The following is a 25,939-nucleotide window of genomic DNA, read 5'->3' as shown; positions in this document are numbered from 1 at the left end:
TTAAGTGTTCATCTAGTACGTAGCGAGTGTTGAAGCTGCAGTGCTTTCCTCTGTGTAGCCATTTATTATTTTATTCAGCTAATGTTTGGCCAAAGCATTAGTTTTTCTACGCTTATATTCCGCCAGTCGTAGATCGATCAACTCTTGCATCATCTGGTGCAGGGTGTCTAACTCAGTTTCGGGAAAGCTAAAGTCGGGCGTGTAGCGTTCGTTGTTTCTACTAAACCAATACTGAGCAGTTTTATCTTGGGCTGCGGCAGCTATGTCGTAATCTTTCCCTGCTTCAGCCACTTTTCGGTTGTTGCCTACATTACTGCTATGTTTAATCGGATTACCTTTCCAGTAACTTAACCAAGCTTTTGAGTCGGCTGTCATGGCTTGCTGGGTGGCGGATAAGTCGAGCTGCAATAAGTCGGGCTGGCGCTCTAATACATAGCGAGATTGCTCGGCCAGTGCCTGTAAAGTTGGTGGTTTGGATAAACCGTCTATTTCGAGCAAAGCTTGCAGCAAGATGATTTTAAAGCTCTTGGTGAGCGGAGTGGTTTCGATACCGATTAGCAAAAAGTCTTTAAGTTTATCTAATACCCTAATTTGTGATGGAGTTAGGTCATCTTCACTAAATACTAATTCAAACCAGCTGCCATGTTTCTTGCGCAGCTTAGTGAAATCAAACCCTGCTTGAAACGCTTGCACGGCCGTGGGTCGATAACCGAGTTGTTCTTTTAAACGGCGATAATCGTCCACTACCTTAACGCGGCCGCCGTAACGCAGTTGGTCCATCAAGGGCAGCAATTGCGGCTCAAGATTGATAAAGCAGCCATCGGGTAAGCTGGGTGTGGCGGTGTCTACCGTGCCGGTTACCGCCTGAGTCACTTCTCGCAGTAATTCGGGTTTAAACAAACAAGCTTTATGACTGCCCACCAAATCCACCACCATCAAGTGAGTCTTGCCGGCGCACAGCCGTAAACCGCGCCCGAGTTGCTGCAAAAATACGATGCGCGATTCGGTGGGGCGCAGCATTAACAGGGTGTCGATGGCTGGTAAGTCGGTGCCTTCGTTAAATAAGTCGACAGAGAAAATAACCTGTAAGGTGCCGTCTGCTAATTCGGTGAGCGCCTGGTTGCGCGGCATGGCTGATTTGGAATGAATGGCGACGGACTTGATGCCGGCGGCATTAAAAATGCGCGCCATAAAGTCGGCATGACGAGTGGAGATACAAAACGCCAAGGTGCGACTTTGGCTAAACTCTAGCCACTTTTCTAATGCATGTTTTGCCCGCTTTTGACTGGCGAAGGCCGCGTCTAGCGCTTGTGGATCGAAACGGCCATTACGCCAGGGAATTTCGTCGTAATTGATAAATTCGTCATACACACCTTGGTAAATAAAAGGCACTAAATGCCGTTCGACAATGGCATCACGCAAACCTCGTTCAAAGACTAAGTTGTCATCGCATAAGGCGAGAATATCCGCTTGGTCGGTGCGATCTGGGGTAGCGGTGAGGCCGAGTAAAAACTGCGGGCGAAAGTGATCTAATAAACGGCGATAGGTCGGTGCCGTGGCGTGATGAAATTCGTCCACTATGATGTAGTCAAAATGATCGTGGGCAAATTGCTGCAAGTGATGGTCGCGGCCTAAGGTTTGTATTGAGGCAAATAGCCAATCCGCTGCTTGCTGCTGTTGGCCATTATATAAACCGGTGTGGGCACTGGGGTTCATGCGAATAAAAGTGGCTTGTGCTTGACGAATAATCTCATCGCGATGAGCAACAAATAATAGCTTTTTAGCTTTAAGCTGACGGGCATCAAAAGCGGCCAACCATGTTTTACCAAGGCCGGTGGCCATCACCACCAAACCGCGCTTAAAGCCCAGTTGCCGAGTCTGCTGCAAAGCGGCTAACGCTGCTTCTTGTACTGCATTGGGTAATGGCGTTTCGCGTAGGGTTTCATCATCACTGGCATGATCACCGGTAATAGTGCGCAGCTGGGTTAAAGGGCTATCTTGATAGCGCTGAAGATACGCATCAATCCTGTAATGACTGAGCGGTACTACCCGTGAGTCTTGTTTTAGCTTGGCTAGTTGGGCCTGCAATGCCAGCAAACTCTGAGCTGCATCACTGGTTAGCGCATCATTAACTTTGAGCTGCCAATTCCATTCCAGCGATGAGGTGAGAGCGGCTTTTGAAATATTGCTGGAGCCCACTAAACCTAAGCCCGTTATTCGTTGCTGATCATTATGCTGGATAAAAAGATAAGATTTAAGGTGAAAGCCGGCATTACTGGCGCTTTCATAGATTTTGATTTCAGCACCGCGTTCAGCCAATAGCATCATTTCGCGCAGTGCCACAGGCTCTGTTACATCAAGATAATCTGAGGTGACGATGATAAGTTTCACGCCTCTGTTTAATGCTTCAAATAAAGCATCCTGTAGTAGTCGCCAACCACTGTGGCGAATAAAGGATACGGCAATCGTTATCTGGCTATCTTGCACCGTATTATTAATGGCGGTTAATAAGCACGGTAATAACGGCTGATTGAAACTAGGGTCTTGAGCACTGCCACCGGTGAGCAGTTGTGGAGTATTCATTAACTCGCATCCTCAATTAACTGCTTTTTACAAATGGCATTAAGCCAGCGTTCTTGCTCTCGCCCTAGGCGCAGATCGCCGGTTTGCCAATGCTCAATTAATGTCAGTGGCAGTTCGCTGATTAACTCGTTTAAACCTGCTTCATCGAGATTGGTAAAGTGGCGCCCGTCTCTGGCCACTTCGCCTTGGCCATATTTAAATGAACAATAAAAAATGCCGCCGGCTTTTAACTGCGTGCATAAGTGCGCCATGACTTGAGCGAGTTCTGATCTGGGTACATGTAATAAAGAGGCACAGGCCCAGATAGCTTCGGCGGGAGCAATAACGTTAAATTGTTCAAAGCGACAGACGCTGATGGCTAAGCCGGTATGTTGTTGAGCCAATTCCACTAATGCCGGGCTGGCATCGAAGGCGCTAACTTTAAAACCTAAATTAGCAAAATGCAGGCTGTCGCGACCGGATCCGCAACCTGCATCAATAATATGGCCGCCATCCGGAAGGTGAGGCAAAAACCGATCATACAGCGGCGCCATATCAACACCGACGGTGCTTTGATAAAAAGAATTGGCTTGTTGCTGGTAATAGTCAACCGACATAGTGGCGCTTTAATATTGGAAACTTGTTCGCTACTTTATCAGACTCATGAAGGGCTTACCTTGATCTTGGCGGCATTGGTTTGCGCTTAAAAAGGTACCGTTATTGGTTGCACTAGACCTTTCAACCGGAAATGTTCTGGGATGAACATCTGCATGGGAGTTAACTGCGCTGGTTTTCGCTGTTAAAGCACGCGACTACATTTGTGCGCTTGGCACTGTATTAGCAGTTTCTCTTCACAGCTTTATCTCAGTCAGTCCTTTTCACTCTATTATTTGGTCTGGTGTCAGACATGACAGTAAATGTGTAAGTATCTGCTGTTTGTCAGCCACTTCCTCTGTGACTAATGCCTGCTGTATTTGCGTTGCTACTCGCTGCATTGCTTGCTCGCACTCGTCATATAAAGCATTTGCCTGTGCTTGAGTTAATGCGCAATGTTGAACGCCAAATGTTAACAGATGCTTACGTGCCCACCATTTACGACTGCCCATTAAAGTTAAAGCCGACACATCATTTTTAATGTAGGCCGTAGTACTAACCACATCAAAAGCCGGTGCCAACCAGATATTATAGATGTCTTCATACAAGAGGCCGAAATTTTTTAAGTGAGCATCGCCATTTTGTAAACGATTATTCAGCACCAACATCTTAAAAAACTGCTGCAATGCTGTGACTTTATGTGCAGGGGAAACAAAGTTGGCAATGGTTTTAGCTAGCTGTTCGTAGCTGCCTTCGTACTTTTGTTGGCGACTTTTTGCTGCTAATACGCACATGTCCTCAAAACCGAGCCATTGCCCTGAGGATGTAAAGTCAAAACGCTTCATGATAAAAAGCGCGCCATCGTCAGATAAATAAAACTCGGGCACTGTAATGCCCGCAGCTTTTAATACCCGCATGCACCAATATTCGTTGAGTGCTAACTGTGGATAATCTGGTCCCCAAGCTTTAACTATGTAATCTTCTATACACAAGGTAGCTTTATCTTGGATCTGCGCCAACACCTTGGGCTGCACACCACTCACAGGTGAGTGCAAAGCAAAACGAGCGACTAGTTCGTCGAATAATCCTGCAGCGGGTGACAGTAAATCGGTTAGTTCTAGGGGCTGAGTTGTGTCTGTGTTTGTCTGATAGTGAACTCGTCCGCGTACGCTAGGCGCTAATAGCTTCAACAAACTTAGGTCATCGGCACCATTGAGCTTAGCAAAATGACGTTGTAATACTGATAGCAAATATCCCTCGGGTAAGTGCATTTCAAATAATGGAGGTAATGCAGAATGTGAATAATCCCTACCACGCACCGGCATGGTTAACGAAACAAAATCTTGCTGCGCTGCGTCAGAGTCATAACGAAATATAAATTCGTTTTGTTCGTTAAATAACTCACCGGCGGCTTGTCCCGCTACCCTTACAGACAAAGACTTTTTATTAATGGCCATCGCGTAGCTCCTCAAAGGTAGGGAACGGAGATTTTTCACGAATTGAGACTTCATAGCCCAAATAATCCAGCATTTTCATGACCTTCCTCAGACCAACGTCGCCCGAACGGCCCAGTTCAAAAGCATTGATTGTGGTGCGAGACATCGCCAAATGGTCGGCCATTTGTTGTTGCGAAATTTTTTTCTGTTGGCGTAGTTCGCGTATTATTTTGCCTAGCTCTAAATAATCCATAATGTACAAAATAACCTACAGTTGGCGATTAATTATAAATATTGTACATTATTTTGAACATTTAATTAAAGCTTAGCAGACGGCTATACGCTTTACGCCGACCACTATACGAAAAAACCAAACCAGTTTTATCTTTAACGCATGGCGTACAGCGTTAGACGTACCGCTTTCTTTTAGCTTGGTGCTAGGCGCCGGGCGCTGCCCTGTATTTGTTCTTTCGTGGCCAAGGCGTTTCTATTTAGGTAGGGTTAAGCTAGATGCGTGTTTAGTAGGCAGGAGGCTTTGAGATGACCATAAGCGAACAGGACTTACGATATTTACGCCGTTGTGTGGCGCTGGCAGAAGAATCATTGACGGAGGGTGATCAACCGTTCGGTTCAGTATTGGTATCGGCACAAGGAGCAGTGCTGGCCGAAGATCATAATCAAATTCATACCAATGCCACTTTTCATCCAGAGTTGACACTGGCGCAATGGGCCGCCGAGCATTTAAGTGAAACAGAACGTGCGCAAACCACTATGTATACCTCGGGCGAGCATTGTCCTATGTGTGCGGCGGCTCATGCCTGGGCGGGGTTAGGGCGGGTGGTTTATATTTGCTCGGCTAAGCAATTTGCTACTTGGTGTGCAGAGTGGGGCGTGCCACCCTCGCCAGTTAAGGCGTTATCTATTAATGAAGTCGCGCCCGATATTAAAGTACAAGGGCCGGTACTGGAGCTAATGGAGCAAGTTAAAGCGCTGCATAAACGCTATTTTGGTATTACTGAATAGAAAACGACTCGCTTAATACGATGTTGAGTTTTAGTGTTGAGTGAAATGAGAGGGTGAGCTTGAGTATTAAAACATAGATCCTGACGTGCGTCAGGATGACGGCAAAAGGCTGGCGGTGTTTTTCCTGATAGCTTACGGCTGATAGTTAGTCGTCTTACCGGTATTGAATCTACGTCATGCTGAACTCGATTCAGTATCAGCATGGCGGCGACCGTATCTCGCTTTGATGTTTAAGGTCTATAGATTAAACCGAGATCCTGACGTGCGTCATGATGACGGCAAAGGGCTGGCGGTGTTTTTCCTGATAGCTTACGGCTGATAGTTAGTCGTCTTACCGGTACTTAATCTACGTCATGCTGAACTCGATTCAGTATCAGCATAACGGCAAAGGGCTGGGCGCTAACTATTATTTTACCGAGGTCAGCATGTCGCCAGGCGTAATACGAATTTGGCGAGCCGCGGCATCGGCGGGTGCCAATATGCTGTAATCGGTATGACTTTGTTGTACCACAAATTGCGCTTTAGACGAGGTTTCGCTATAAAAGCCCGGCTGTAACTGGCGCCGGTGAATCAGTGTAAATCGATCGCCTGGCTGAATGCCGGCTTGGCGGCCTAAGTCCATTAAAATCCCTTCATCAGATTGCTGCAAAATATGCGCTATCGCTTTCATGCACGATTGTGCTTTTACTATATCGCGGGCAATACGTTGTAATAGTTGGTCGGCGGCGACGCCATAAGAAGATTGCCAAAAGCTTTGTTGTGCCACATTGACCTTGTCATGCTTTTTAAAGGTCCACGGCGCTTCAATATGATATTGCTGCGAAATTAAGCGCTCGCCGGTGAAGCTGTCTTCTAAGTGAATGGTGATTGAAAATTGGCGCACTTGGCGTTTTTTTTGCCAAGCTAACCAGTTGCCATCTTCCATACTAATGTCATTGATCACCCCACTGAGCAGCAGGCGCGATTGTTGTTTATTAGCCAGTACATCACTGCCTTTACGTAGGCCTTGGCTGCGCGGTAGGTGAGAGTCGGTTAATAATTGATGATCAAGTTGAGTCATTAAGTTGACGCTATTCGCCAAATGCTGGGCTAAGCGTTGGCTGCTCGCGTGTCCCAGTTCATAAATTTGCCCAAATCGGCCTTGCTCAGGATATTGCAGCGCAAAGGGCGTTAGGCTAATGCCAGGGCGATAACGGCTAGCGCACTGGGCTTGTACTTGCTGAGGGTTGGGCCAAATATCGGCGCGCAAGGTCAGCCATAACCGTCCTTGTGAGCGGCGCTCATTAGTCACTACATAATCCATTAGCTCACCTTGAGCGGCAATATCCAGTCGCTGGCCAGAAAGCGCCCCATTAGTAACGGACTGTACCGTCGCCACCGAGGCGCCTGCTTGAAGTAGGGCGTCGGTAAGAGCTTGCTCCATGGCTTGCTGGCGCGCCATTTCTATTCCTTGGCCAAGGGGCGCCGAGCCTTCTGCTTGATACCAGTCAGCCTGCGCGCTAAACGCAAGCGGCAGTAGTAATACTAATGTGGGCAACAGGGCTTTTTTTGACACGATAGCGTCCTAGTTAGCAGCGAGCAAAAGATATATGGCTCAGCAATCAATTGTTGGCAAGGTTTATGCAAAAAGCTTGCCTACTAGTAATATTAAATAGTCAGCAAGATGACTCTTAGCGCTTCAGCCTTTGCTAGCCGCGGCTAGCGCGTTATTAATGATAAATAAAGCGTAGTGAAATAAACGGCATTTTTTTGCCGCTTAGGTTAGGAAATGCGGGCGAGCAGTAAAGTTTGCCAGTGCTAGGCCGATAGCCTTAGTCAGCTAGCCCAAGTGGGCATTTTATTTTATGGAGTCATGATGACCAGATCTCTTATTCTGCTAATGGTACTAGGGCTAAGTGCTTGTACCAATACAGAAGAGCAGCAGTTTGATGCTAATAATCATTATCTGCCCCATGATCATGCGGCTCATTATATTAATCGCAAACCCTTAGGGCCATTAGTTGCACCTGAGGTATCGCCTCGTCATAGCCAAGATGGCATTCCGATGCGCATGAGTGCGGGTACGCGCAGTGCGTATTTACCTCAAGCTGGGCCTTCTTTAGTGGGCGGGCAAACGCAATTACAGCAACATATGTCAGCATTGGCTTATCGTTTAGTATCCAGTGGTCACCAATTAAATGCGGGCTCTGGCATCGCCGTTAGTGGTTTTGTGGATCAAGAAGATTATAAAACACAAAGTGAATTTGGCCGCTTATTGTCAGAGACCATGATGTTTCAACTTAATCAATATGGCTTGCGGGTAGTGGACTTTAAAACGCTGCCTTTTATTCGCATTACTCCTGAGGGCGATCTCAGTACGAGCCGCGATTATCGCCAACTTAGCTCACGCATTGGCGCTCAATATTTAGTTCACGGCACCATTAGTGATACCTCTGGTGGTAAATTAGTGAATGCGCGCTTAATTTCCATGGGCGATAACAGCGTGATTGGGAGCGCCCAGCAGTTTATTCCACAGTATTTGGTGGCCAGTTTAGTTAAAGCCCAAGGGCCAGAGCCAAAAGTACAAGTAATTACCCCTGAATATAGGAGCCGTTATGCTAAATAAGCGTGGGCTATTAATTGCTTTATTGTTATGGCCATTAGTTGCCTGTAGCCAACAGCCAACGGGGGGCCCCAAGGCGGCTAAAAATCATTTGTATGCTGTAGGATATGCACCTATTAGCTTGCAACAGCCACAAGATCCGCAGCAAAAATTACTCCACGCCATGCGCGCCTCTAAATTAGACGCTTATCGTGAGCTAACCGAACAACTCAGTGGGGTATTAACTTCTAGCTCTAGCGTAACTAACAGCAATATTTTACAAGATGGCCCTGTCACTAACAGTAGCCGCGGTGTGGTGCGCGGTGCGCGCGTAGTGAACAGTTATCCCGATGGCGATATGTACATTACTGAGTTAGAGCTAGATTTAAAACTGTATGAAAATCTGCGCCTTGGACGATAAAGAACGAGAGATACCGGAGCCGTCATGCAGAACTTGATTCAGTATCGGTATGACGAAAAACAGCCGTCATCCTGGCGAAAGTCAGGATCTTTCAATTTAGCGTTTAACAGTAAAACTACACTTTAAAGCCGCTGCCTTTATTGATGCCTTTAGTATGACCTTTTTGATCGTAAGTCATGCTTTGGCGCTCGTGCAGACGGCTTAAAATATTAGCGAGCTGGCGCACGCCATTTAGAGATTGTTCAAGTAATTGCTCGGCGACCGCACTTTGCTCTTGGCAGGTAGTGACTAATTGACGAAGACTGTCTACTTGCGGTTGAAAATCAGTGGTTAAACGCTCGCGCTCTTCATGACTTGCCAGCTCTGCATCGGTATTTTGAATATTAATCAGCAGTGTCTGTTTGCGCTCAGCTAAGGCGGGTAAGTCTAGTGCTTGGCGTTTTACGATCAACTCAAGCTCTTGTTGAGTGATCTCTAACAAAAGCTCAAGTTGGGATTTCTGTTGAGTTAATAGCGCAGCAAGCGACATATTAGAGGCCTTCTAAATCCTGTTCAAAACGGGAGATATTGGCTGCCAGTCGATCGCTGTCTACGTGATAGCTGCCCTCGTTAATGGCTTTTTTCAGCGCTTCAAGACGAACACTATTGTCTGGCGCTGGCGCATTTGCCAAAGATTGCTGCACTTGGCTCAAGTGTTTTGCTTGGGAGGTAAGAGTAACCGAGTCTTGCTTAGCCACGCTGGTGCTGGGTGCGGCCGTGCTCGGGGTGTCTGTGCTCACGTTTTGCTTAAATTTGTTAGCAGGAAGTGGGGCATTAGTGCCAACTCCTGAAGGTAATTTGTCGATAGCCATAATATGAAAGTCCTATTTTGCTGCTGCGTACAAGGGTATCGGCGTGGACTTTAATAACTTTAGGAATAATTAGCAGCCAACTTTATAGTCGCACTTGTACTTGGCCGGCGCTAATAATGCGCGCACTGATCTCTCGGCCTGAGTTCACGTTACTGACTCTAATACTATCATTAAAAGTGCCATCTTCTTTAGCGATGCCGTCGGTTTTAATAGTTAAGCCACCGGTTTGGGCCAAAATGCTGACTCTATCGCCTTTGCACACTACACATAATTGGCTGCTTAAAATAGGTTGTCCGGCGCGCAAGTCTCGTTTGCTACGCGAGCCAATAAGCTCGCTAGGATCACTAAAAATATCACCGCGCAATAACACTTCATCTTGATAATCCACGCTTAGGTGCTGCGCCTGTAACAAAGTATTGCGTGTAATAGGGTCAGCCGCCGTGACTACCGGCTTAAGTATTTTAACTCGCACCGGCACAAAAATCTCCCAGCCGGGGTTTTCATGACACTTTAAATACACGTGGGTATTGCGCTTTACATCTCCTGAACCGCGAATATCAGCGGTTAACTGTCCTAGACATTCGGTTAAGGCAAGGCGCGTATCTATGCTAGCCGCTTGAACCAACAATTTATCTTCTGGTTGCAAGGGGACGAGATCTTTAACGTACTGCTCTGCGTAGCGGCGAATTTCATCGTGCACACTACTGCCACCTAAAGATTGTGCTTGCGCTGTGGTAGCGGTGAGCAGTAAGAGAAACAGCGCGCCAAGCCCGAGTAAAGTGCTAATACGTGAAAAAGCGGCTGTTAATATTAATAAAATTCTTTTAAGCATTCTGCCCTCTTGGCCGATATGTAAATTAAGTGGCCGATGTCACGTCTCGGTTATGCGCGAATGGCGCCAGTTTTTAGCGGGTGCTAAGCTGGTGCTGAATATATTAAGAAGCATGAAACATGCATTAAATATGCCAGGGCTAAAAATAATAGCATGGTGTGAAGGGAGATACTGCGATGGCGGGGATACTCGACTCGGTAAACCAAAGAACACAGTTAGTGGGTCAAAATAGATTAGAGTTACTACTGTTTCGGCTAAACGGCCGTCAAAGATTTGGCATTAACGTGTTCAAGGTAAAAGAAGTATTGCAGTGCCCCAAGTTATCGGCGCTCCCTCAGCGTAATGCGGTGATCAAAGGCGTGGCTAATATTCGTGGTCAAACCATTTCTATTATTGATATTAGTAAGGCCATGGGCGGGCGCCCAGTAGAACAAACTGACACCAGTTTTGTGATTATCTCTGAATATAATCGTTCAGTGCAGGGCTTTTTGGTGAGCTCTGTCGAGCGCATCGTCAATATGAATTGGGAAGACATTTTACCACCGCCTAAAGGTACGGGGCGCAGTAATTATATGACGGCCGTCACCGAAATAGACGGTGAGTTAGTAGAAATTTTAGATGTAGAGAAAATTCTTGATGAAATTTCTCCACGAGAAGTAAACGTAAAACAAGAATTAGTGGATGAAGTTTCAGACTTAAAATCAGCTACCCAAAAGCCGATTTTAGTGGCTGATGACTCTTCAGTGGCACGGCGCCAAATTCAAAAGACGCTAGAAAGCTTAGGCATTGAGTGCATAGTGGTAGAGAACGGCAAGCTTGCTTTGAATAAATTGCGCGAGCTGGCAGAAAATGGCCCCATTCTTGATCAGTTATCAATGGTGATTTCTGATGTGGAAATGCCAGAAATGGACGGCTACACGCTCACCGCAGAGATTCGCAATAGCGCAGCCCTTAAAGATTTGCATATTATTTTACATACCTCCTTAAGTGGTGTGTTTAACAAAGCACTGATTGAAAAAGTCGGCGCCAATAATTTTATCGCCAAATTCCATCCCGACGAGCTGGCAACGGCCGTGAAGGCTGCATTCTAAATTTCTGTAAGGAAACGGATGAAAAATCTGACCGACGAACAATATCAAACTTTTTGCCGTTTTTTAGAAACCAGTACCGGGATCGTATTGGGTGATAATAAACAGTATTTGGTAAAAAGCCGGCTGTCGCCTTTGCTGGCGCGCTTTAAAATTGAGTCGCTTAACGATCTCATGGTTAAGTCGATGAATATGCGCGAGCGTGAGCTTAAAACCGCCGTGATTGACGCCATGACTACCAACGAAACCCTGTGGTTTCGCGATACCTATCCGTTTACGTTACTCACAGAAAAGTTATTTCCGGAATTAGCCAAGCCTGGGAAAATTTTAAAAGTGTGGTCTGCGGCCAGCTCGTCTGGCCAAGAGCCTTATTCTATTGCAATGACCGCTCTAGAGTATCAAGCAAGAAAGCCGGGAAGCTTGCCGGGGCTGCAAATTGTGGCCACCGATATTTCGGCCAGTATGCTTGAACAGTGCAAAACCGGAATTTACGATAGTTTATCGCTAGCGCGAGGTTTGTCGCCTGAGCGCAGAAGTCACTTTTTTACGCCGCTAGCTGAGGGCAAGATGCAGCTGCAAGAAAAAGTGAGAAACATGGTGAGTTTTCGCCCGTTTAACTTACTGGATAGCTATAGCTTATTAGGCAAATTTGACATTATTTTTTGTCGAAATGTGCTTATTTATTTTTCACCGGCTAATAAGACGAAAATCCTCAATCAATTTGCCAGCTCCCTAAACCCCGGAGGCTATTTGCTATTAGGTGCTTCTGAGTCGTTAACCGGATTATCAGATAAATTTGAAATGATCCGCTGTAACCCCGGCATTATTTATCGCATTAAATAAGCCTCGTTATCTTTTAAAGCAAGATCCTGACTTTCGTCAGTATGACGGCATAACCCAACATCACCTCGTATCGTCATACCGGGCTTGCCCCGGTATCTCATACCCACGACTCAGTACTTTAAGAGATCCTGATGTTCATCAGGATGACGGCTAAACAACTATACCGTCATACCGAGCTTGCCCCGGTATGTTGTTTCAAGACGTAAACCAGATCCTGACTTTCGTCAGGATGACGGCATAACCCAACATCACCTCGTATCGTCATACCGGGCTTGCTCCGGTATCTCATACCCACGACTCAATACTTTAAGAGATCCTGATGTTCATCAGGATGACAGCTAAACAACTATACCGTCATACCGAGCTTGCCTCGGTATCTTGTTTCAAGACGTAAACCAGATCCTGACTTTTGTCAGGATGGCGGCTAAACCCATCACCACTCCCTATAGTCATGCCGGGCTTGCTCCGGTATCTCATACCCACGACTCAATACTTTAAGAGATCCTGATGTTCATTAGGATGACAGCTAAACAACTATACCGTCATACCGAGCTTGCCTCGGTATCTTGTTTCAAGACGTAAACCAGATCCTGACTTTTGTCAGGATGGCGGCTAAACCCATCACCACTCCCTATAGTCATGCCGGGCTTGCTCCGGTATCTCATACCCACGACTCAATACTTTAAGAGATCCTGATGTTCATCAGGATGACAGCTAAACAACTATACCGTCATACCGAGCTTGCCTCGGTATGTTGTTTCAAGACGTAAACCAGATCCTGACTTTCGTCAGTATGACGGCATAACCCAACATCACTCCCTATAGTCATGCCGGGCTTGCTCCGGTATCTCATACCCACGACTCAATACTTTAAGAGATCCTGATGTTCATCAGGATGACGGCTAAACAACTATACCGTCATACCGAGCTTGCCTCGGTATCTTGTTTCAAGACGTAAACTAGATCCTGACGTTCGTCAGGATGACGGCATAACCCAACATCACCTCGTATCGTCATGCCGGGCTTGCTCCGGTATCTCATACCCACGACTCAATACTTTAAGAGATCCTGATGTTCATCAGGATGACAGCTAAACAACTATACCGTCATACCGAGCTTGCCTCGGTATCTTGTTTCAAGACGTAAACCAGATCCTGACTTTTGTCAGGATGGCGGAGGCGACTCATTAACTTACCGTTATAACCTTGGCACGGCTTTTGCTTAATATAAATCAAGATAAGTAAGAGGCGATAAATAAGCGTGTAATATTCAATTTACTAGTGAATAAACGCTTAATTTGGCCAAGGTGGCAACAGACTGCCGCAGCGGCAAGCCGCTAATTAACGAGATACGAGGTGCAGGGTGGCGATTTCATTTGATAAAGCCTTTGGGATACATCAGCACGCCTTAACGGCGCGCTCTAATCGCGCCGAGGTATTAGCCAGTAACTTAGCCAATGCCGACACGCCTGGCTATAAAGCCAAAGATGTGGATTTTCAGGCGGCGCTAAGCCAAGCCCAAAACAGCCAAGGCTTTTCATTGGCGCGCACTAACCAGCAGCACTTTGCGGTAGATATTGCGCCGCCGGGTATGGTGCAGTTTAGAGTGCCTAATCAGCCTGATACTGGGGATGGCAATACGGTGGATGTACAAACCGAGCGTAATAATTACATGGAAAACGCCTTGCAATACCAAGCTTCGCTTGAGTTTTTAAATGACAAGATAAGCGGCCTGTTAAAAGCCATTAAAGGAGAATCAATGTGAGCCTATTTAAGGTATTTGATATTTCCGGCAGCGCCATGAGCGCTCAGTCGGTGCGCCTTAATACCACAGCCAGTAACTTGGCGAACGCCGACAGTGTGAGCTCAAGTATTAATGAAACCTACCGCGCGCGTAAACCGGTATTTGCCGCCGACTTAAACCAGGCGCTTTCAGATCGTCAAGAAAGTGTCGGCGTAAAGGTGATGGGCATCGTCGAAACGGATAAGCCCTTACTTAAAGAATTTCATCCCGATCATCCTATGGCAGATGCCGAGGGCTTTATTTATAAGCCAAATGTGAATGTAGTGGAAGAAATGACCGACATGCTCAGTGCCTCACGTAATTATCAAACTAACGTGCAAGTAGCAGATGCCGCTAAGCAGATGCTGCAGCAAACACTGCGTCTTGGTAAGGGGTAATAAGCCATGCAAATTAACCAAGATTATCTAGATGGCATGAAATGGCCGGGCGAACAAAGCCCTGCAGAAAAAGCTAAAGATCCCAGTCGTGCGCAATTAGGGCAAGAAGACTTTTTTGCCCTAATGACGCAACAGTTGGCCTATCAAGACCCCTTTAAACCGGCGGATAACTCCGACATGATTGCCCAAATGACCGCTTTTACCAGTGCCGATGGCATTAGTAAAATGGGTGAGCAGTTATCTGGCTTAAGTGAGGTAATGACTTCTAGCCAAGCGCTGCAGGCCTCAAGTCTAGTGGGCCAAAAAGTATTGCTACCCAGTAACATTGCTTATTGGGATCAAGCAGAGCCGGTAGACGGCGTGGCAGTAACGGGCGAGGGCGCTAATAACGTATTAGTGCGCATTGAAAATGAACAAGGTCAGTTAGTGCGCTCAATTGCGCTAGAGGGGCCACAGCGAGGCAACGTGCCTTTTACGTGGGATGGTTTACAAGAAAATGGCGAGCCTGCAGTAGCAGGGCGCTACAAAATTAAGATCAGCGGCTTAGTGAATGATAAGCGTGAAGATCTTAATGCATTGGCCTTTGGCCGGGTAGATAGCGTCACTTTGGGTAGTGCTAATAGTCCGACTTTGGTTAATTTATCTGGTTTAGGGGGTGTTCCTTTGAACCAAGTACTTGAAATTGCTGGCCGTAAAGCGGCGTAAGGAGCACAACTATGTCTTTTAATATTGCCCTAAGCGGCGTTAACGCAGCCCAAAAAGACCTCGACGTTACTGCAAATAACATCGCTAACGTTAACACCATCGGTTTTAAAGAGTCGCGCGCCGAGTTTGCTGATGTCTATGCCAACTCTATTTTTGCTAACGCCAAAACTCAAACCGGTAGTGGTGTACAAACCGCCGCCGTATCGCAGCAGTTTCACCAAGGCGCACTGCAATTTACCGATAACTCGCTCGATATGGCGATTAACGGCAGTGGCTTCTTTGTGGTGTCTAACGAAATTGGCTCACTGGATCGTACCTTTACTCGAGCTGGCGCATTTCGCTTAAATAACGAAGGCTTTGTAACTAACTCTCAAGGGCACTTTTTACAAACCTATAAAGCGAACAGCGACGGCTCCCCTGCTGGCTTAGGCATTAATAGCACACAGCCGCTGCGCATACCAGATAAAGCCGGCCAGCCGCAGCAAACTGCAGAAGCTCGCACCAGCGTTAACTTGCCGGTAAAAGCTAATGCCATGGACCGAGTCGCGACCCCTTTTGATCGCGAAGACTCCGCGACCTATACCTCGTCCACTTCGATGACGATTTATGACTCTATGGGTGATACACATACGCTCACTCAGTATTTCACTAAGATTGGTCCTAATCCGAATGTTGTTCCTGCTATCACTGGCAACCAATGGGAAATGCGGGTGGCAGTTGATGGACAAATGAAACAAGGTGGTACGCCTGCCAGTGATACCTTGGATTTAACCTTTGATAACAGCGGCGTATTAACTGCTCCATTACCTACAGAGTTTGAGACGGTTGCTTTAGGTTTTACTAATGGTTCAGACGCAGGTCAAAAGATAAACATTAAGATCCCTGATGCCACGCTTAACTCCGGTGCCTTTGAGATCACTGAGTCTCGCCAAGACGGTACTACAGTAGGGCGTTTAACTAAGGTGGATGTGGGCCCGGATGGGTTAGTACAAGCCACTTACAGTAATGGCTCTACAGAAAATTTAGGCATAGTGGCCATGGCGCGCTTTCCTAACGAGCAGGGCTTAACGCAAATTGGTGATACCCAATGGCGCCAATCTTTGTTATCGGGCGAGGCAGTTACCGGCCAGCCTAATACTGGTATTTTCGGTAAGGTAAGTGTGGCGGCGTTAGAGCAATCTAACACCGACTTAACCTCCGAGCTGGTCGATTTAATTACCGCGCAGCGTAACTTCCAAGCTAACTCGCGGGCGCTAGAAGTGAACAGTACACTGCAACAGACCATACTGCAGATCCGTTAAGGCATAGCTCGAAGCTTTAAGCTATAAGAAAACTCTAACACCGCTCTTACAAAGAGCGGTTTTTTTTATTGCCCTCATCCTGATACTGAGTTGTTGTTCGCATGACGGCTCTAGGATTTGCTCTGCTTTTGCCGTCATCCTGACGCACGTCAGGATCTCGCCTTTAGGTTTAAAGAAAAAATGCTAAGTGCAAGATACCGGAGCAGGTCCGGTATGACGGCTGCTGAATCTGCTATGTTCTTGTTGTCATCCTGACGCACGTCAGGATCTCGCCCTTAGGTTTAAAGAAAAAATGCTAAGTGCAAGATACCGGAGCAGGTCCGGTATGACGGCTGCTGAATCTGCTATGTTCTTGTTGTCATCCTGACGCACGTCAGGATCTCGCCTTTAGGTTTAAAGAAAAAATGCTAAGTGCAAGATACCGGAGCAGGTCCGGTATGACGGCTGCTGAATCTGCTACGTTCTTGTTGTCATCCTGACGCACGTCAGGATCTGGTGTTAGTGTATTAAACAATAAAGCGAGATCCCGAAGCTTCGTCATGCCGAGCTACGACCCGGTATCAGGATGACAGCGAGTTCGAGATGCCAGCTACAGAGTTCGAGATGCCAGCTACAGTATAGTGCTACCCAGCTCAGCATTTGTTTTCCTCTCCTCACGCTTCACACCTTACTTCTTACATTTTGTGGCACCTTTCTTGCATTGTATTTAAACAATTCGCTGGCTAGCCTGTTGGCCCAGTATTAATCAGTACTTATTCGACCAAGGTCGACGGAGCTGAAATGGATAAATTGCTTTATATCGCCATGTCTGGCGCCAAAGAGAACATGCACAGCGTGGCCGTGCGCTCTAATAACTTGGCCAATGCCAATACCACCGGCTTTAAAGCCGACATGGAGCAAGCGCGCGCCATGCAAGCGTTTGGTGAAGGTGCGCCAACGCGCGTGTTTGCCATGACAGAGCGCCCTGGGCAAAATTTTGCCACCGGACCCATTCAAACCACAGGTCGAGATCTTGACGTTGCCGTGGCAGGAGAAGGTTGGCTGGCGGTGGAATCTAAAGATGGCAGTGAAGCTTATACCCGTTTTGGTAACTTGCAGGTGGCTCCTGATGGCCGCTTGCAAACCAGCACCGGTTTAAACGTATTAGATGATAATGGTGGCGCGATTATTTTGCCGCTGCCATTAGAGAAAATGGAAATAAATAAAGACGGTACTATCTTTGCGCGCCTTGAAGGGGAACCCACCGATGGCGGTGAAGAGCTACAGCGCATTAAAACCGTGTTGCCTAATAATGCCGAGATTGAAAAAGGCCAAGATGGCTTATTTCGCCGTAAAGACGGACAAGTTGAGGCAGCTTCGGCTCAAGTGCAATTAATTGCCGGCGCGCTGGAGGGCAGTAACGTCAATCCCGTATCAGAAATGACCCACTTAATTGATTTGCAACGCCGCTTTGAAACCCAATTAAAAATGATGAGTCATGCAGAAGAAAACGATAAAGCCCATGCTCAGCTGCTGCGCATCTAAAGGAGAATGTAATGAACCCAGCATTATGGATCAGTAAAACCGGTTTAGACGCTCAGCAGACCAATATTTCGGTCACCTCAAATAACTTAGCGAACGCCAGCACCGTGGGCTTTAAAAAAGGCCGAGCGATTTTTGAAGACTTGCTCTATCAAAATATTCACCAGCCCGGTGGCCGAGCCTCAGCCGATACCAACTTACCCTCCGGCTTAATGTTAGGTGCCGGTAGTAAAGTGGTTGCTACGCAAAAAACCTTTACCCAAGGTAGCGTGCAAACCACAGATAACGCGCTGGATGTGATGATTGATGGCCGTGGCTTTTTTGAAGTATTGCTACCCGATGGCACCACCAGTTATACCCGAAATGGTCAGTTTGCGCTGAACGAAGAGGGCGTGATTGTTACTCCAGGTAACGGTTATCCGCTACAGCCAGAAATGCAAATTCCTGAGAACGCGCAAAGCATTAGTGTAGGGACTAACGGTGAAGTCTCGGTGCAAATGGCCGGCCAAGCCGAGGCCCAAATCATTGGTCAGTTAATTATTACCGACTTTGCTAACCCTGCGGGTTTACAGCCAAAGGGTGAAAACTTGTATTTAGAAACCCAGTCCAGTGGTGCTGCGATGCAAGGCATTGCCGGTGCTGATGGTTACGGCACCATTAAGCAGGGCATGTTAGAAACCTCTAACGTTAACGTGACCGAAGAATTAGTGAACCTTATTCAAGCGCAGCGCGTGTATGAGATGAACTCTAAGGTGATTTCATCGGTAGATGACATGCTGGCGTATATTAACCAGCAGTTGTAACGCAGGCGCGATAAATTAATAGCAGTTAGTTAATAAAGGTAGGAATAGATATGCGCAAACACATAACGGTAATAAGTGCAGTGGTGATTGCAGGCTTAAGTTTAGCCGGCTGCTCCAGCACGCCTTATACGCCTAAGCCTGACGATCCGGCGTTTGCGCCTGTTATTCCTAGCTTAAGTGAGCGCCAACTTGAGCCTAATGGTTCTATTTTTCAAGAAAGTTATGCCAACAGTTTGTACTCTGATGTAAAAGCGCACAGCGTAGGCGACATTATTACCGTGGAGCTGGCGGAGTCTACTCGTGCGCAAAAGCGCGCTACGACCCAGCAAGGTAAAGACTCCAGCTTTAATATTGGCACACCTACCTTGGGCGGCTCGGCGTTAGCGGTGGCGGGTTATCCACTTAGTGCTTCTATGTCGAGCGGCAATGAGTTTGATGGCCAAGCGAATACTAATCAAAGCAACAGCTTACAAGGCAGCATTACTGTAAGCGTGGCTCAGGTATTAGCTAACGGAAATTTACTGGTGCAGGGCGAAAAGTGGATCATGCTTAATACCGGTGAAGAATATGTACGCATTAGCGGCATGATACGCCCGCAAGATATTAGCTCAGATAACCGCATTGCCTCGAATCGCGTGGCTAACTCGCGTATTTATTACGGCGGTACCGGCGATTTTGCTAATACCCAAACCCGCGGCTGGTTATCTAAGTTCTTTAATAGCCCGTGGATGCCTTAGTTTTTTATTGCTGATGAGGCAGGAGATACCGGAGCCGTTATGCTGAACTTGATGGAGTATCGGTATGACAGAAAACAGCTGTCATCCTGACGAAAGTCAGGATCTGGTTTAAGTCTTAAAACAAGATACCGGAGCGAGTCCGGTATGACGATAAGACGTGAGACGTGGGTTTATGCTGTCATCCTGATAAAAGTCAGGATCTTTTCTAGGCCAGAGTTGTCTGCATGAGATACCGAGGCAAGCTCGGTATGACGGTACAGAGTGGTAGGTTGTTTAGCCAGACGGCATAACAAAACAGCCGTCATCCTGATGCACATCAGGATCTGGTTTTTTAGATTTTTACAGTTTTAAGCATTCGCTTTAATTTAGGTTTTGTTCAGGAGAAATACATGAAGCAGCTCACCGGTATCTTACTGAGCTTAACCTTATTCACAGGTGTGTTGGCGCCCGCGCATGCGGCGCGTATTAAAGACATTAGCTCGGTGGCCGGTGTGCGCGCTAACCAATTAGTGGGTTATGGCTTAGTGGTGGGCTTGCCTGGTACCGGTGAGCGTAATAACGCCTTTGCCGCTCAAACCTTTAGAACCATGCTCAATAACTTTGGTATTACAGTACCAGAAAACCTACGCCCTAAAATGAATGACGTGGCACCGGTGGCCGTGCATGCCGAACTGCCGGCCTTTGCTAAGCCTGGCCAAACTATCGACATTACCGTGTCGGCCATTGGCGAAGCTAAAAGTTTGCGCGGTGGCACCTTATTGCAAACCTTCTTAAAAGGGGTGGATGGGCGCGTGTATGCCCTCGCTCAAGGCAGCTTAGTGGTAGGAGGCTTAGGTGCCGAGGGTGCCGATGGCTCTTCTATTATGATTAATATTCCTACCGTAGGGCGCATTCCCGGTGGAGCCATGGTGGAGCGAGAAGTAGAAAGCTCCTTTGGCCGCGGCGATACCATTGTTTTTAACTTACACCGCTCTGATTTTACTACCGCTAAGCGCATGGCCGAAGCCATTAATGACTTGGTAGGTCCTAATAATGCTCAAGCACTAGATGCAACCTCGGTGCAAGTCTATGCCCCGCGTGACCCCGGCGAGCGTGTCAATTATTTGTCGAGCTTAGAAAATTTAGTGGTGGATGTAGCCGATGAAGCCGCCAAGATTATTGTGAACTCACGCACCGGCACTATTGTCATAGGACAAAGTGTGCAGCTTAAACCGGCTGCTATTACTCACGGTGGCTTAACCATTATGATTTCAGAAAACCCCCAGGTGTCACAACCTAATGCCTTTTCTGATGGCGAAACCGTAGTAGTGCCTAACAGTAATGTGAATGTGCAACAAGCAGATAGTCGCATGTTTAAGCTAGATACTGGCACCACGCTCGATGATTTAGTGCGCGCTGTGAATCAAGTAGGCGTTGCCCCCGGCGATTTAGTGGCAATTTTAGAAGCACTACGCCAAGCTGGCGCCATACAAGGCGAGTTAGTCATTATTTAATAACAGTGCTTCTAGAAGTAACTAAAAGATCAAAAATTTTTGCTACGGAATACACGAAAGTACACGGACGAAGAGAAGAATTTTTTCTTTATGAGTTCTTACTCATTAAAATTTTTATTTCCGTGTTGTTCTGTGTATTCCGTGGCCAATATAGGTTTTAGATTTTTTTTATAGCACTCAGCTCAAGGCTGATAGCTGTATTAAAAGGAGTATGTATGAAACCCATCGACTCATATAGCAACAGCTTACTGGCCAATGATCTACAAGGCTTAGATAAATTGCGCCAACAAGGTTTTGCCGAAGACAGAGGCAAGGCACTAGACGAAGCGGCGCGTCAGTTTGAAAGCTTGTTTACCCAGCAGCTATTTAAGTCGATGCGTGCCGCTAACAAAGTCTTTGAAGCCGACGGCCCCATGAATAGCCGCTACACCGAATATTATCAAGATATGCACGACCAACAGATGTCGGCCGAATTAAGTAAGCGTGGCAGCTTAGGCCTCGCCGATTTAGTGAGCAAGCAATTAGGGGGCGAGCAAGCAGCGCCTCAGCCGCAAGCTCGCTTATTTGATTTAAGCGATGTGCGCCGCGTTTCGGGCAAAGTAGTGCGCCCATTTAATGACAATGACTCCGTACAAACAGCTGATAAAACCGAGCTTAAAGCTAAGCCGCCTTTGTTAGCAGCGGCTAATAATAAAGAGGCGGTGACCTATAGCGCCAGTGAGCCATTTCGCTCGCCAGAGGATTTTGTTAAGCGCTTAATGCCTGCAGCAGTAGAGGCGGGCAAGCGCATGGGCTTGCCGCCAGAAGCTATGTTAGCGCAGGCGGCACTAGAAACCGGCTGGGGTAAAAAGATCATAGGACCAAAAAATGGTGACTCTAGCCATAATCTTTTTGGGATCAAGGCCGATAACAGTTGGAAGAACAGTAAAACTTGGGTAAACACCTTGGAATATGAACAAGGGGTCGCGGTACAAGTTAAAGCGCCTTTTCGCTCTTATAGCTCTTTTAACGACAGCTTTAACGATTATGTCGATTTTTTACATGATAACCCGCGCTACGGTAACGCTTTGCAGCAAACCGACTCGCCCAAGCAATACTTTAAGGCATTACAGCAAGCGGGCTACGCTACCGACCCCCAATATGCCGACAAACTAAGCAGTATTTTAAACACCGTTAACCGATTGGTAGCAAAAGCATAAGGACACATCATGGCTGTTGATATTTATCAAACTGGGGTAAGTGGCTTATTAGCCGCCCAAGGCCAATTGGCCACCACCGGTCATAACATTGCCAACGTGAATACCGAAGGCTATAGCCGCCAGCGGGTAGAGCAAGTGACCACGCTGCCTATGTATCATGGTGCCCAGTTTTATGGCACCGGCACCCGCGTGACTGACGTTACCCGCATGTATCAAGAATACGCGTTTAGAGACGTGCTTATTAATAACACCGAACAAGCCGGTGCCGAGGCGCTATATAATCATTTAAGCTTTCTTGATCAAAGCTTAACCGGCGTGAATAAAGGCATCGCCAGTAGCTTAGACGACATGTATAAAGCGATTAACGCCGTGGCAGATAATCCAGGTAACTTAGGTAACCGAGATTTAATGCTGTCTAATGCCCATGATCTGACTAACCATTTTAATGAATTTTATAGCGCGCTTGATCAAGAAATGGTCATTAAAAATCGCGATATCCAATCTCGTGCCGATCATGTCACCACGCTTGCTAACGGCATTGCTGAGCTTAATCAAGAAATATTTAATGCCGGCCAAAATGGCAGCCCCAATGATTTAATGGATCAGCGGGATCGCCTAATTCAAGAGTTAGGTAAAGAGGTTAAAGTCACCACCCTTAAAGGCGATAACGGCATGGTCTCCGTGATGCTAGGTGGGCGTGAACCCTTAGTGAGTGGCAACCAAGCCTATGGCATGGAAGTACGACCAGGCTCACCTGATCCTCAGCAAACGGAGTTATATATTACCCAACCCGGTAAGCCAGAACTTGCTACTCGCCTTAAAGGTAGCCTGGACTTAGGCGGTGAGATGGGCGCATTGTTTCATTATCGCGACCAAGTGCTAGGCCCTAACTTAAGCGATATGGGCAAAGTGGCAATTGGTATTGCCGACGCCTATAACCAAGTGCAAAAACAAGGTGTGGACTTAAATGGCGAGCCAGGTAAAAACTTCTTCACCGATATTAACGATCCTCAGGCGCAAAAAAGTCGCTTTTTAAGCAGCAACTCCAATATTGATGGCAGTGTGACCATTAGTGATACCAGTAAGCTCACCGGCGGGGAATATACCCTTAAATACTACGGTGGCGACTATATGCTTACCGATGTGACCAATGGCAAAACATTCGCCATTGATGCCGCGGATGTAGATACCAGCGCAGCACCTGAGCAAACCATTAACCTACCAGATTTAGGCTTTAGCATTACCTTAAGCGAAGCGCCTAATACCACTGATGAAATGGTGATCCGTCCTACCCGCCAAGGGGGCGTAGACTTACAAGTTGACTTAAATAGTGGCGATCAAATTGCCGCCTCAGGCACCATTATGGTGGCGGCTAATAAAGATAATACCGGCACCGGTAAAGTTGGCGTTAACTTAGTTGAACCTACGCCACCGGCCGCCGCTATTCCAACAGCAGATTATCCCTTAAGCGTAAAAGTAGTAGATGATGGCACGGCCGCCACGCCGCCGGTGTTGGTGTATGAGGTTTATAAAGCAGATGGTACGGCCTTGGGCACGGCGCTAACGCCAGACGCTGAGGGCAATATCACCTTTGGTGATGTGCAAATGAATATTAAAGGCACGCCGGCTGAGTTTGATCAATTTGTGGTTAAACAAGCGAAAGGCTCAGGTAATAACAGCAATGCCTTAGCCTTTGCCGATATTCAAAATAAAAAATGGTTAGATAATGGCAAGTCTACCGTCACTGATAGTTTAAATAAAACCGCGGTAGAAATTGGTGGCATTACCAAAAACCAAAAAATAAGAGCCCAAGCGGCAGAAGCGGCTTACAACCAGTCTTATGACCGTATGTTAGCTACCTCTGGGGTTAACCTAGACGAAGAAGCCGCCAACTTATTACGTTTTCAGCAGTCTTATATGGCCTCTGCCCGTGTGGTGACCGTGGCCTCCGAGACCATGAATACTCTGTTGCAGATACGCTAAGGAATAATCATGCGCATATCCAGTTTTCAATTTATTCAGCGTAACCTAGACAATATTAGTGGCCGTACCTCTGAGGCTAATAAGATATTGGGCCAAATTTCCTCGGGTAAACGCGTGGAACATGCCAGTGACGATCCGGTATCCGCTAACGGCATTCTTAACTACAAACAAGAGCTGCGTAAGCTCGACCAATATCAAACCAATCTTAACTTGGCTGATAATCGCTTGCGCCGTGAAGAAACGGGTCTTACGAGTGCTGAGAATATTACCCAGCAAGTAAAAGAAATTATGCTTAAAGCTAATAATCCGGCTATTACCCAACATGAGCGAGACGCCTTTAAGGTAGAGCTGCAAAGCCGCATGGATGAGCTGTTTGATATTGCCAACAGTAAAGATGAATTTGGCCAAGCCATTTTTGGTGGCTTTCAAACTGATAGTGCTCCTTTTACCCGCCATCCTGATGGCAGCATTGCCTATGGCGGTGACAGCGGTGAGCGGCAAATGGTAATAGGTGATAGCGTAAAGGTGGAGCTTAACCACAGCGGTGAGCAAGTATTTGGCAGTGTACCTAACCCGCGAGGCGATTTTACAGTTAATTACCAATTAGGTAGCGAGCCGCGAAAGGATCAGGTGCGCTTAGAAAGTGTCGATATTAAAAATCGCGCAGATTTTAGTGACCAAGCCCGCTATACCATAGAGTTTGTGCCAGCGGATCCCCTCGATCCTGCCAATCCCGAAGCGGTCTATTACCAAGTGAAAGATGCCAACAATAATGTGATACTGCCGGCAGACCCCACTGATCCGCAATTAGCTTTTGATCCCAGCCAAAAAATCACGGTGGACGGTCTTGAAATAGCCATTAAAGGCGAGGCTAAAATAGGCGATAACATCCAATTAAACTCAACGGTTCAAGATGGTACTGGCCAAGATGAAAGAGATGCTTTTGATATTTTAAATCGCGCGCTAACTTGGCTAAGCAGCGATGGTCATAACCCCAGTGGCCAAAGTGAGATGAACGATATTTTAGATGAGCTGGATGCCATGGGCTCGCATTTTACACGAGTGCGCGCCGACACCGGTAACCGCATGCAGCGAGTAGATAACCAGCGAGAAACGCACATAGAGATGGGATTAACGCTGGATAAATTACGCAGCGGTATGGAAGACTTAGACTACGCCAAAGCTACTGGCGAGTTTAGCCAAACCATGGTGGCCTTGCAGGCCACACAAACCATGTTTGGTAAAATTCAAAATATGAGTCTGTTTAATTATATCTAAGCCATAGCACCAAGCGCCCGGCGCCCAGCTAAGTAAAAATATAAACCTAAACTAAAATAAACACCGCTCCCATAAAGAGCGGTGTTTTGGTCTCAGCCTTATACCGTCACTCTGATACTGGGTTGTAGCCCAGCATGACGAAGCTTCAGGATCTCGGTGTAATCTTTAGGCCTTAAATATCAAAGCGAGATACGGTCTCCGTTATGCTGATACTGAATCGAGTTCAGCATGACGTAGATTCAGTACCGGTAAGACGACTCACTCTCAGCCATAAGCTATTAGGAAAACCAGCGCCCAGCCCTTTGCCGTCATCCTGACGCACGTCAGGATCTAGTTTTAATGTCTTAATAAGCTTTCTTACTTTCCCCATCATTCAGCTCTAAAAACCCAACTTTTTTCAATGTTTGGCGCTAGTGTTTACTTTTCTTTTGATAACCTATTGCCACCGGGGTCGTCATGAGCAATATATCGCTCATTATTTAGAGTTTTCACTATTTTTGAGTAATAA

24 protein-coding genes are annotated in these 25,939 nt (G+C 46.8%); 16 read left to right on the top strand and 8 right to left on the bottom strand.

Annotation, left to right across the window (positions count from 1 at the left end):
• Positions 1-78 precede the first annotated feature (78 nt).
• The 4 genes from CBP12_RS06045 to CBP12_RS06030 form a co-directional block, all read right to left on the bottom strand.
• The gene (locus CBP12_RS06045; RefSeq protein ID WP_086963642.1) at positions 79-2,583 is read right to left on the bottom strand and encodes a DEAD/DEAH box helicase family protein; all 2,505 of its coding nucleotides are present in this window, start codon (positions 2,581-2,583) and stop codon (positions 79-81) included.
• On the bottom strand, positions 2,583-3,179 hold the full coding sequence (locus CBP12_RS06040; RefSeq protein ID WP_086963641.1) for a class I SAM-dependent methyltransferase: 597 nt from the start codon (positions 3,177-3,179) through the stop codon (positions 2,583-2,585). Before CBP12_RS06040 ends, CBP12_RS06045 begins: the two co-directional genes overlap by 1 nt.
• A 261-nt stretch (positions 3,180-3,440) precedes the next feature.
• Complete coding sequence (locus tag CBP12_RS06035) at positions 3,441-4,613, bottom strand: type II toxin-antitoxin system HipA family toxin (protein ID WP_086963640.1); 1,173 nt, start codon at positions 4,611-4,613, stop codon at positions 3,441-3,443.
• Complete coding sequence (locus tag CBP12_RS06030) at positions 4,603-4,845, bottom strand: helix-turn-helix domain-containing protein (RefSeq protein ID WP_086963639.1); 243 nt, start codon at positions 4,843-4,845, stop codon at positions 4,603-4,605. Before CBP12_RS06030 ends, CBP12_RS06035 begins: the two co-directional genes overlap by 11 nt.
• A 287-nt stretch (positions 4,846-5,132) precedes the next feature.
• Here CBP12_RS06030 and CBP12_RS06025 point away from each other — a divergent pair, with 287 nt between their 5' ends.
• Positions 5,133-5,615, top strand: a complete 483-nt coding sequence (locus CBP12_RS06025; protein WP_086963638.1) for a nucleoside deaminase — start codon at positions 5,133-5,135, stop codon at positions 5,613-5,615.
• A 406-nt stretch (positions 5,616-6,021) separates the two neighbouring features.
• On the opposite strand, the gene CBP12_RS06020 is transcribed toward CBP12_RS06025, so the two are convergent.
• Entirely contained in the window at positions 6,022-7,170 is a 1,149-nt protein-coding gene (locus CBP12_RS06020; protein WP_232455166.1) for a flagellar assembly protein T N-terminal domain-containing protein, read from the bottom strand.
• Positions 7,171-7,467: 297 nt separating this feature from the next.
• Here CBP12_RS06020 and CBP12_RS06015 point away from each other — a divergent pair, with 297 nt between their 5' ends.
• Together CBP12_RS06015 and CBP12_RS06010 are read left to right on the top strand one after the other, a co-directional pair.
• Entirely contained in the window at positions 7,468-8,220 is a 753-nt protein-coding gene (locus CBP12_RS06015; RefSeq protein ID WP_232455165.1) for a FlgO family outer membrane protein, read from the top strand.
• Complete coding sequence (locus CBP12_RS06010) at positions 8,210-8,617, top strand: LPP20 family lipoprotein (protein ID WP_086963636.1); 408 nt, start codon at positions 8,210-8,212, stop codon at positions 8,615-8,617. Before CBP12_RS06015 ends, CBP12_RS06010 begins: the two co-directional genes overlap by 11 nt.
• Positions 8,618-8,732: 115 nt before the next feature.
• Here the strand turns inward: CBP12_RS06010 and flgN are convergent, their stop codons facing one another.
• The 3 genes from flgN to flgA form a co-directional block, all read right to left on the bottom strand.
• Positions 8,733-9,146 carry a flagellar export chaperone FlgN gene (gene flgN / locus CBP12_RS06005; protein WP_086963635.1) on the bottom strand — a complete coding sequence of 138 codons (414 nt, stop codon included), beginning with the start codon at positions 9,144-9,146 and terminating at the stop codon, positions 8,733-8,735.
• 1 nt (position 9,147) lies between these two features.
• Entirely contained in the window at positions 9,148-9,468 is a 321-nt protein-coding gene (gene flgM, locus CBP12_RS06000) for a flagellar biosynthesis anti-sigma factor FlgM (protein WP_086963634.1), read from the bottom strand.
• A gap of 82 nt (positions 9,469-9,550) precedes the next feature.
• The gene (flgA, locus tag CBP12_RS05995) at positions 9,551-10,300 is read right to left on the bottom strand and encodes a flagellar basal body P-ring formation chaperone FlgA (protein ID WP_086963633.1); all 750 of its coding nucleotides are present in this window, start codon (positions 10,298-10,300) and stop codon (positions 9,551-9,553) included.
• A 176-nt stretch (positions 10,301-10,476) separates the two neighbouring features.
• On the opposite strand from flgA, the gene CBP12_RS05990 reads away from it, so the two are divergent.
• The 13 genes from CBP12_RS05990 to flgL all read left to right on the top strand — a co-directional run bounded on the left by CBP12_RS05990 (position 10,477) and on the right by flgL (position 25,431).
• Positions 10,477-11,391, top strand: a complete 915-nt coding sequence (locus tag CBP12_RS05990; protein WP_086963632.1) for a chemotaxis protein CheV — start codon at positions 10,477-10,479, stop codon at positions 11,389-11,391.
• A gap of 18 nt (positions 11,392-11,409) precedes the next feature.
• Positions 11,410-12,231, top strand: a complete 822-nt coding sequence (locus CBP12_RS05985) for a CheR family methyltransferase (RefSeq protein ID WP_086963631.1) — start codon at positions 11,410-11,412, stop codon at positions 12,229-12,231.
• A 1,362-nt stretch (positions 12,232-13,593) separates the two neighbouring features.
• Entirely contained in the window at positions 13,594-13,995 is a 402-nt protein-coding gene (gene flgB, locus CBP12_RS05980) for a flagellar basal body rod protein FlgB (RefSeq protein WP_086963630.1), read from the top strand.
• The gene (gene flgC / locus CBP12_RS05975) at positions 13,992-14,411 is read left to right on the top strand and encodes a flagellar basal body rod protein FlgC (RefSeq protein ID WP_086963629.1); all 420 of its coding nucleotides are present in this window, start codon (positions 13,992-13,994) and stop codon (positions 14,409-14,411) included. The genes flgB and flgC overlap by 4 nt, the downstream gene beginning before the upstream one ends.
• Positions 14,412-14,417: 6 nt before the next feature.
• Positions 14,418-15,116, top strand: coding sequence for a flagellar hook assembly protein FlgD (locus CBP12_RS05970; protein ID WP_086963628.1), 699 nt, complete (start codon positions 14,418-14,420; stop codon positions 15,114-15,116).
• An 11-nt stretch (positions 15,117-15,127) separates the two neighbouring features.
• Complete coding sequence (flgE, locus tag CBP12_RS05965; RefSeq protein WP_086963627.1) at positions 15,128-16,417, top strand: flagellar hook protein FlgE; 1,290 nt, start codon at positions 15,128-15,130, stop codon at positions 16,415-16,417.
• Positions 16,418-17,197: 780 nt separating this feature from the next.
• Positions 17,198-17,941, top strand: coding sequence for a flagellar basal-body rod protein FlgF (flgF, locus tag CBP12_RS05960; protein ID WP_086963626.1), 744 nt, complete (start codon positions 17,198-17,200; stop codon positions 17,939-17,941).
• Between the two features lie 11 nt (positions 17,942-17,952).
• Positions 17,953-18,741, top strand: coding sequence for a flagellar basal-body rod protein FlgG (gene flgG / locus CBP12_RS05955; RefSeq protein WP_086963625.1), 789 nt, complete (start codon positions 17,953-17,955; stop codon positions 18,739-18,741).
• A gap of 50 nt (positions 18,742-18,791) precedes the next feature.
• On the top strand, positions 18,792-19,478 hold the full coding sequence (gene flgH, locus CBP12_RS05950) for a flagellar basal body L-ring protein FlgH (protein ID WP_086963624.1): 687 nt from the start codon (positions 18,792-18,794) through the stop codon (positions 19,476-19,478).
• Between the two features lie 389 nt (positions 19,479-19,867).
• Positions 19,868-20,971 (top strand): flagellar basal body P-ring protein FlgI, encoded by a 1,104-nt coding sequence (locus CBP12_RS05945; RefSeq protein ID WP_086963623.1) that lies wholly within the window; start codon positions 19,868-19,870, stop codon positions 20,969-20,971.
• 215 nt (positions 20,972-21,186) lie between these two features.
• Complete coding sequence (gene flgJ / locus CBP12_RS05940; protein WP_086963622.1) at positions 21,187-22,170, top strand: flagellar assembly peptidoglycan hydrolase FlgJ; 984 nt, start codon at positions 21,187-21,189, stop codon at positions 22,168-22,170.
• Positions 22,171-22,179: 9 nt separating this feature from the next.
• Positions 22,180-24,153 carry a flagellar hook-associated protein FlgK gene (gene flgK, locus CBP12_RS05935; protein WP_086963621.1) on the top strand — a complete coding sequence of 658 codons (1,974 nt, stop codon included), beginning with the start codon at positions 22,180-22,182 and terminating at the stop codon, positions 24,151-24,153.
• Positions 24,154-24,162: 9 nt separating this feature from the next.
• Positions 24,163-25,431 (top strand): flagellar hook-associated protein FlgL, encoded by a 1,269-nt coding sequence (flgL, locus tag CBP12_RS05930; protein ID WP_086963620.1) that lies wholly within the window; start codon positions 24,163-24,165, stop codon positions 25,429-25,431.
• Positions 25,432-25,939: the final 508 nt, after the last annotated feature.

The organism is Oceanisphaera avium (assembly GCF_002157875.1).
GTDB classification, from domain to species: Bacteria; Pseudomonadota; Gammaproteobacteria; order Enterobacterales; family Aeromonadaceae; genus Oceanimonas; species Oceanimonas avium.
The sequence above is the reverse complement of the archived record's forward strand: the minus strand, read 5'-3'. Positions and strand labels throughout refer to the sequence as shown.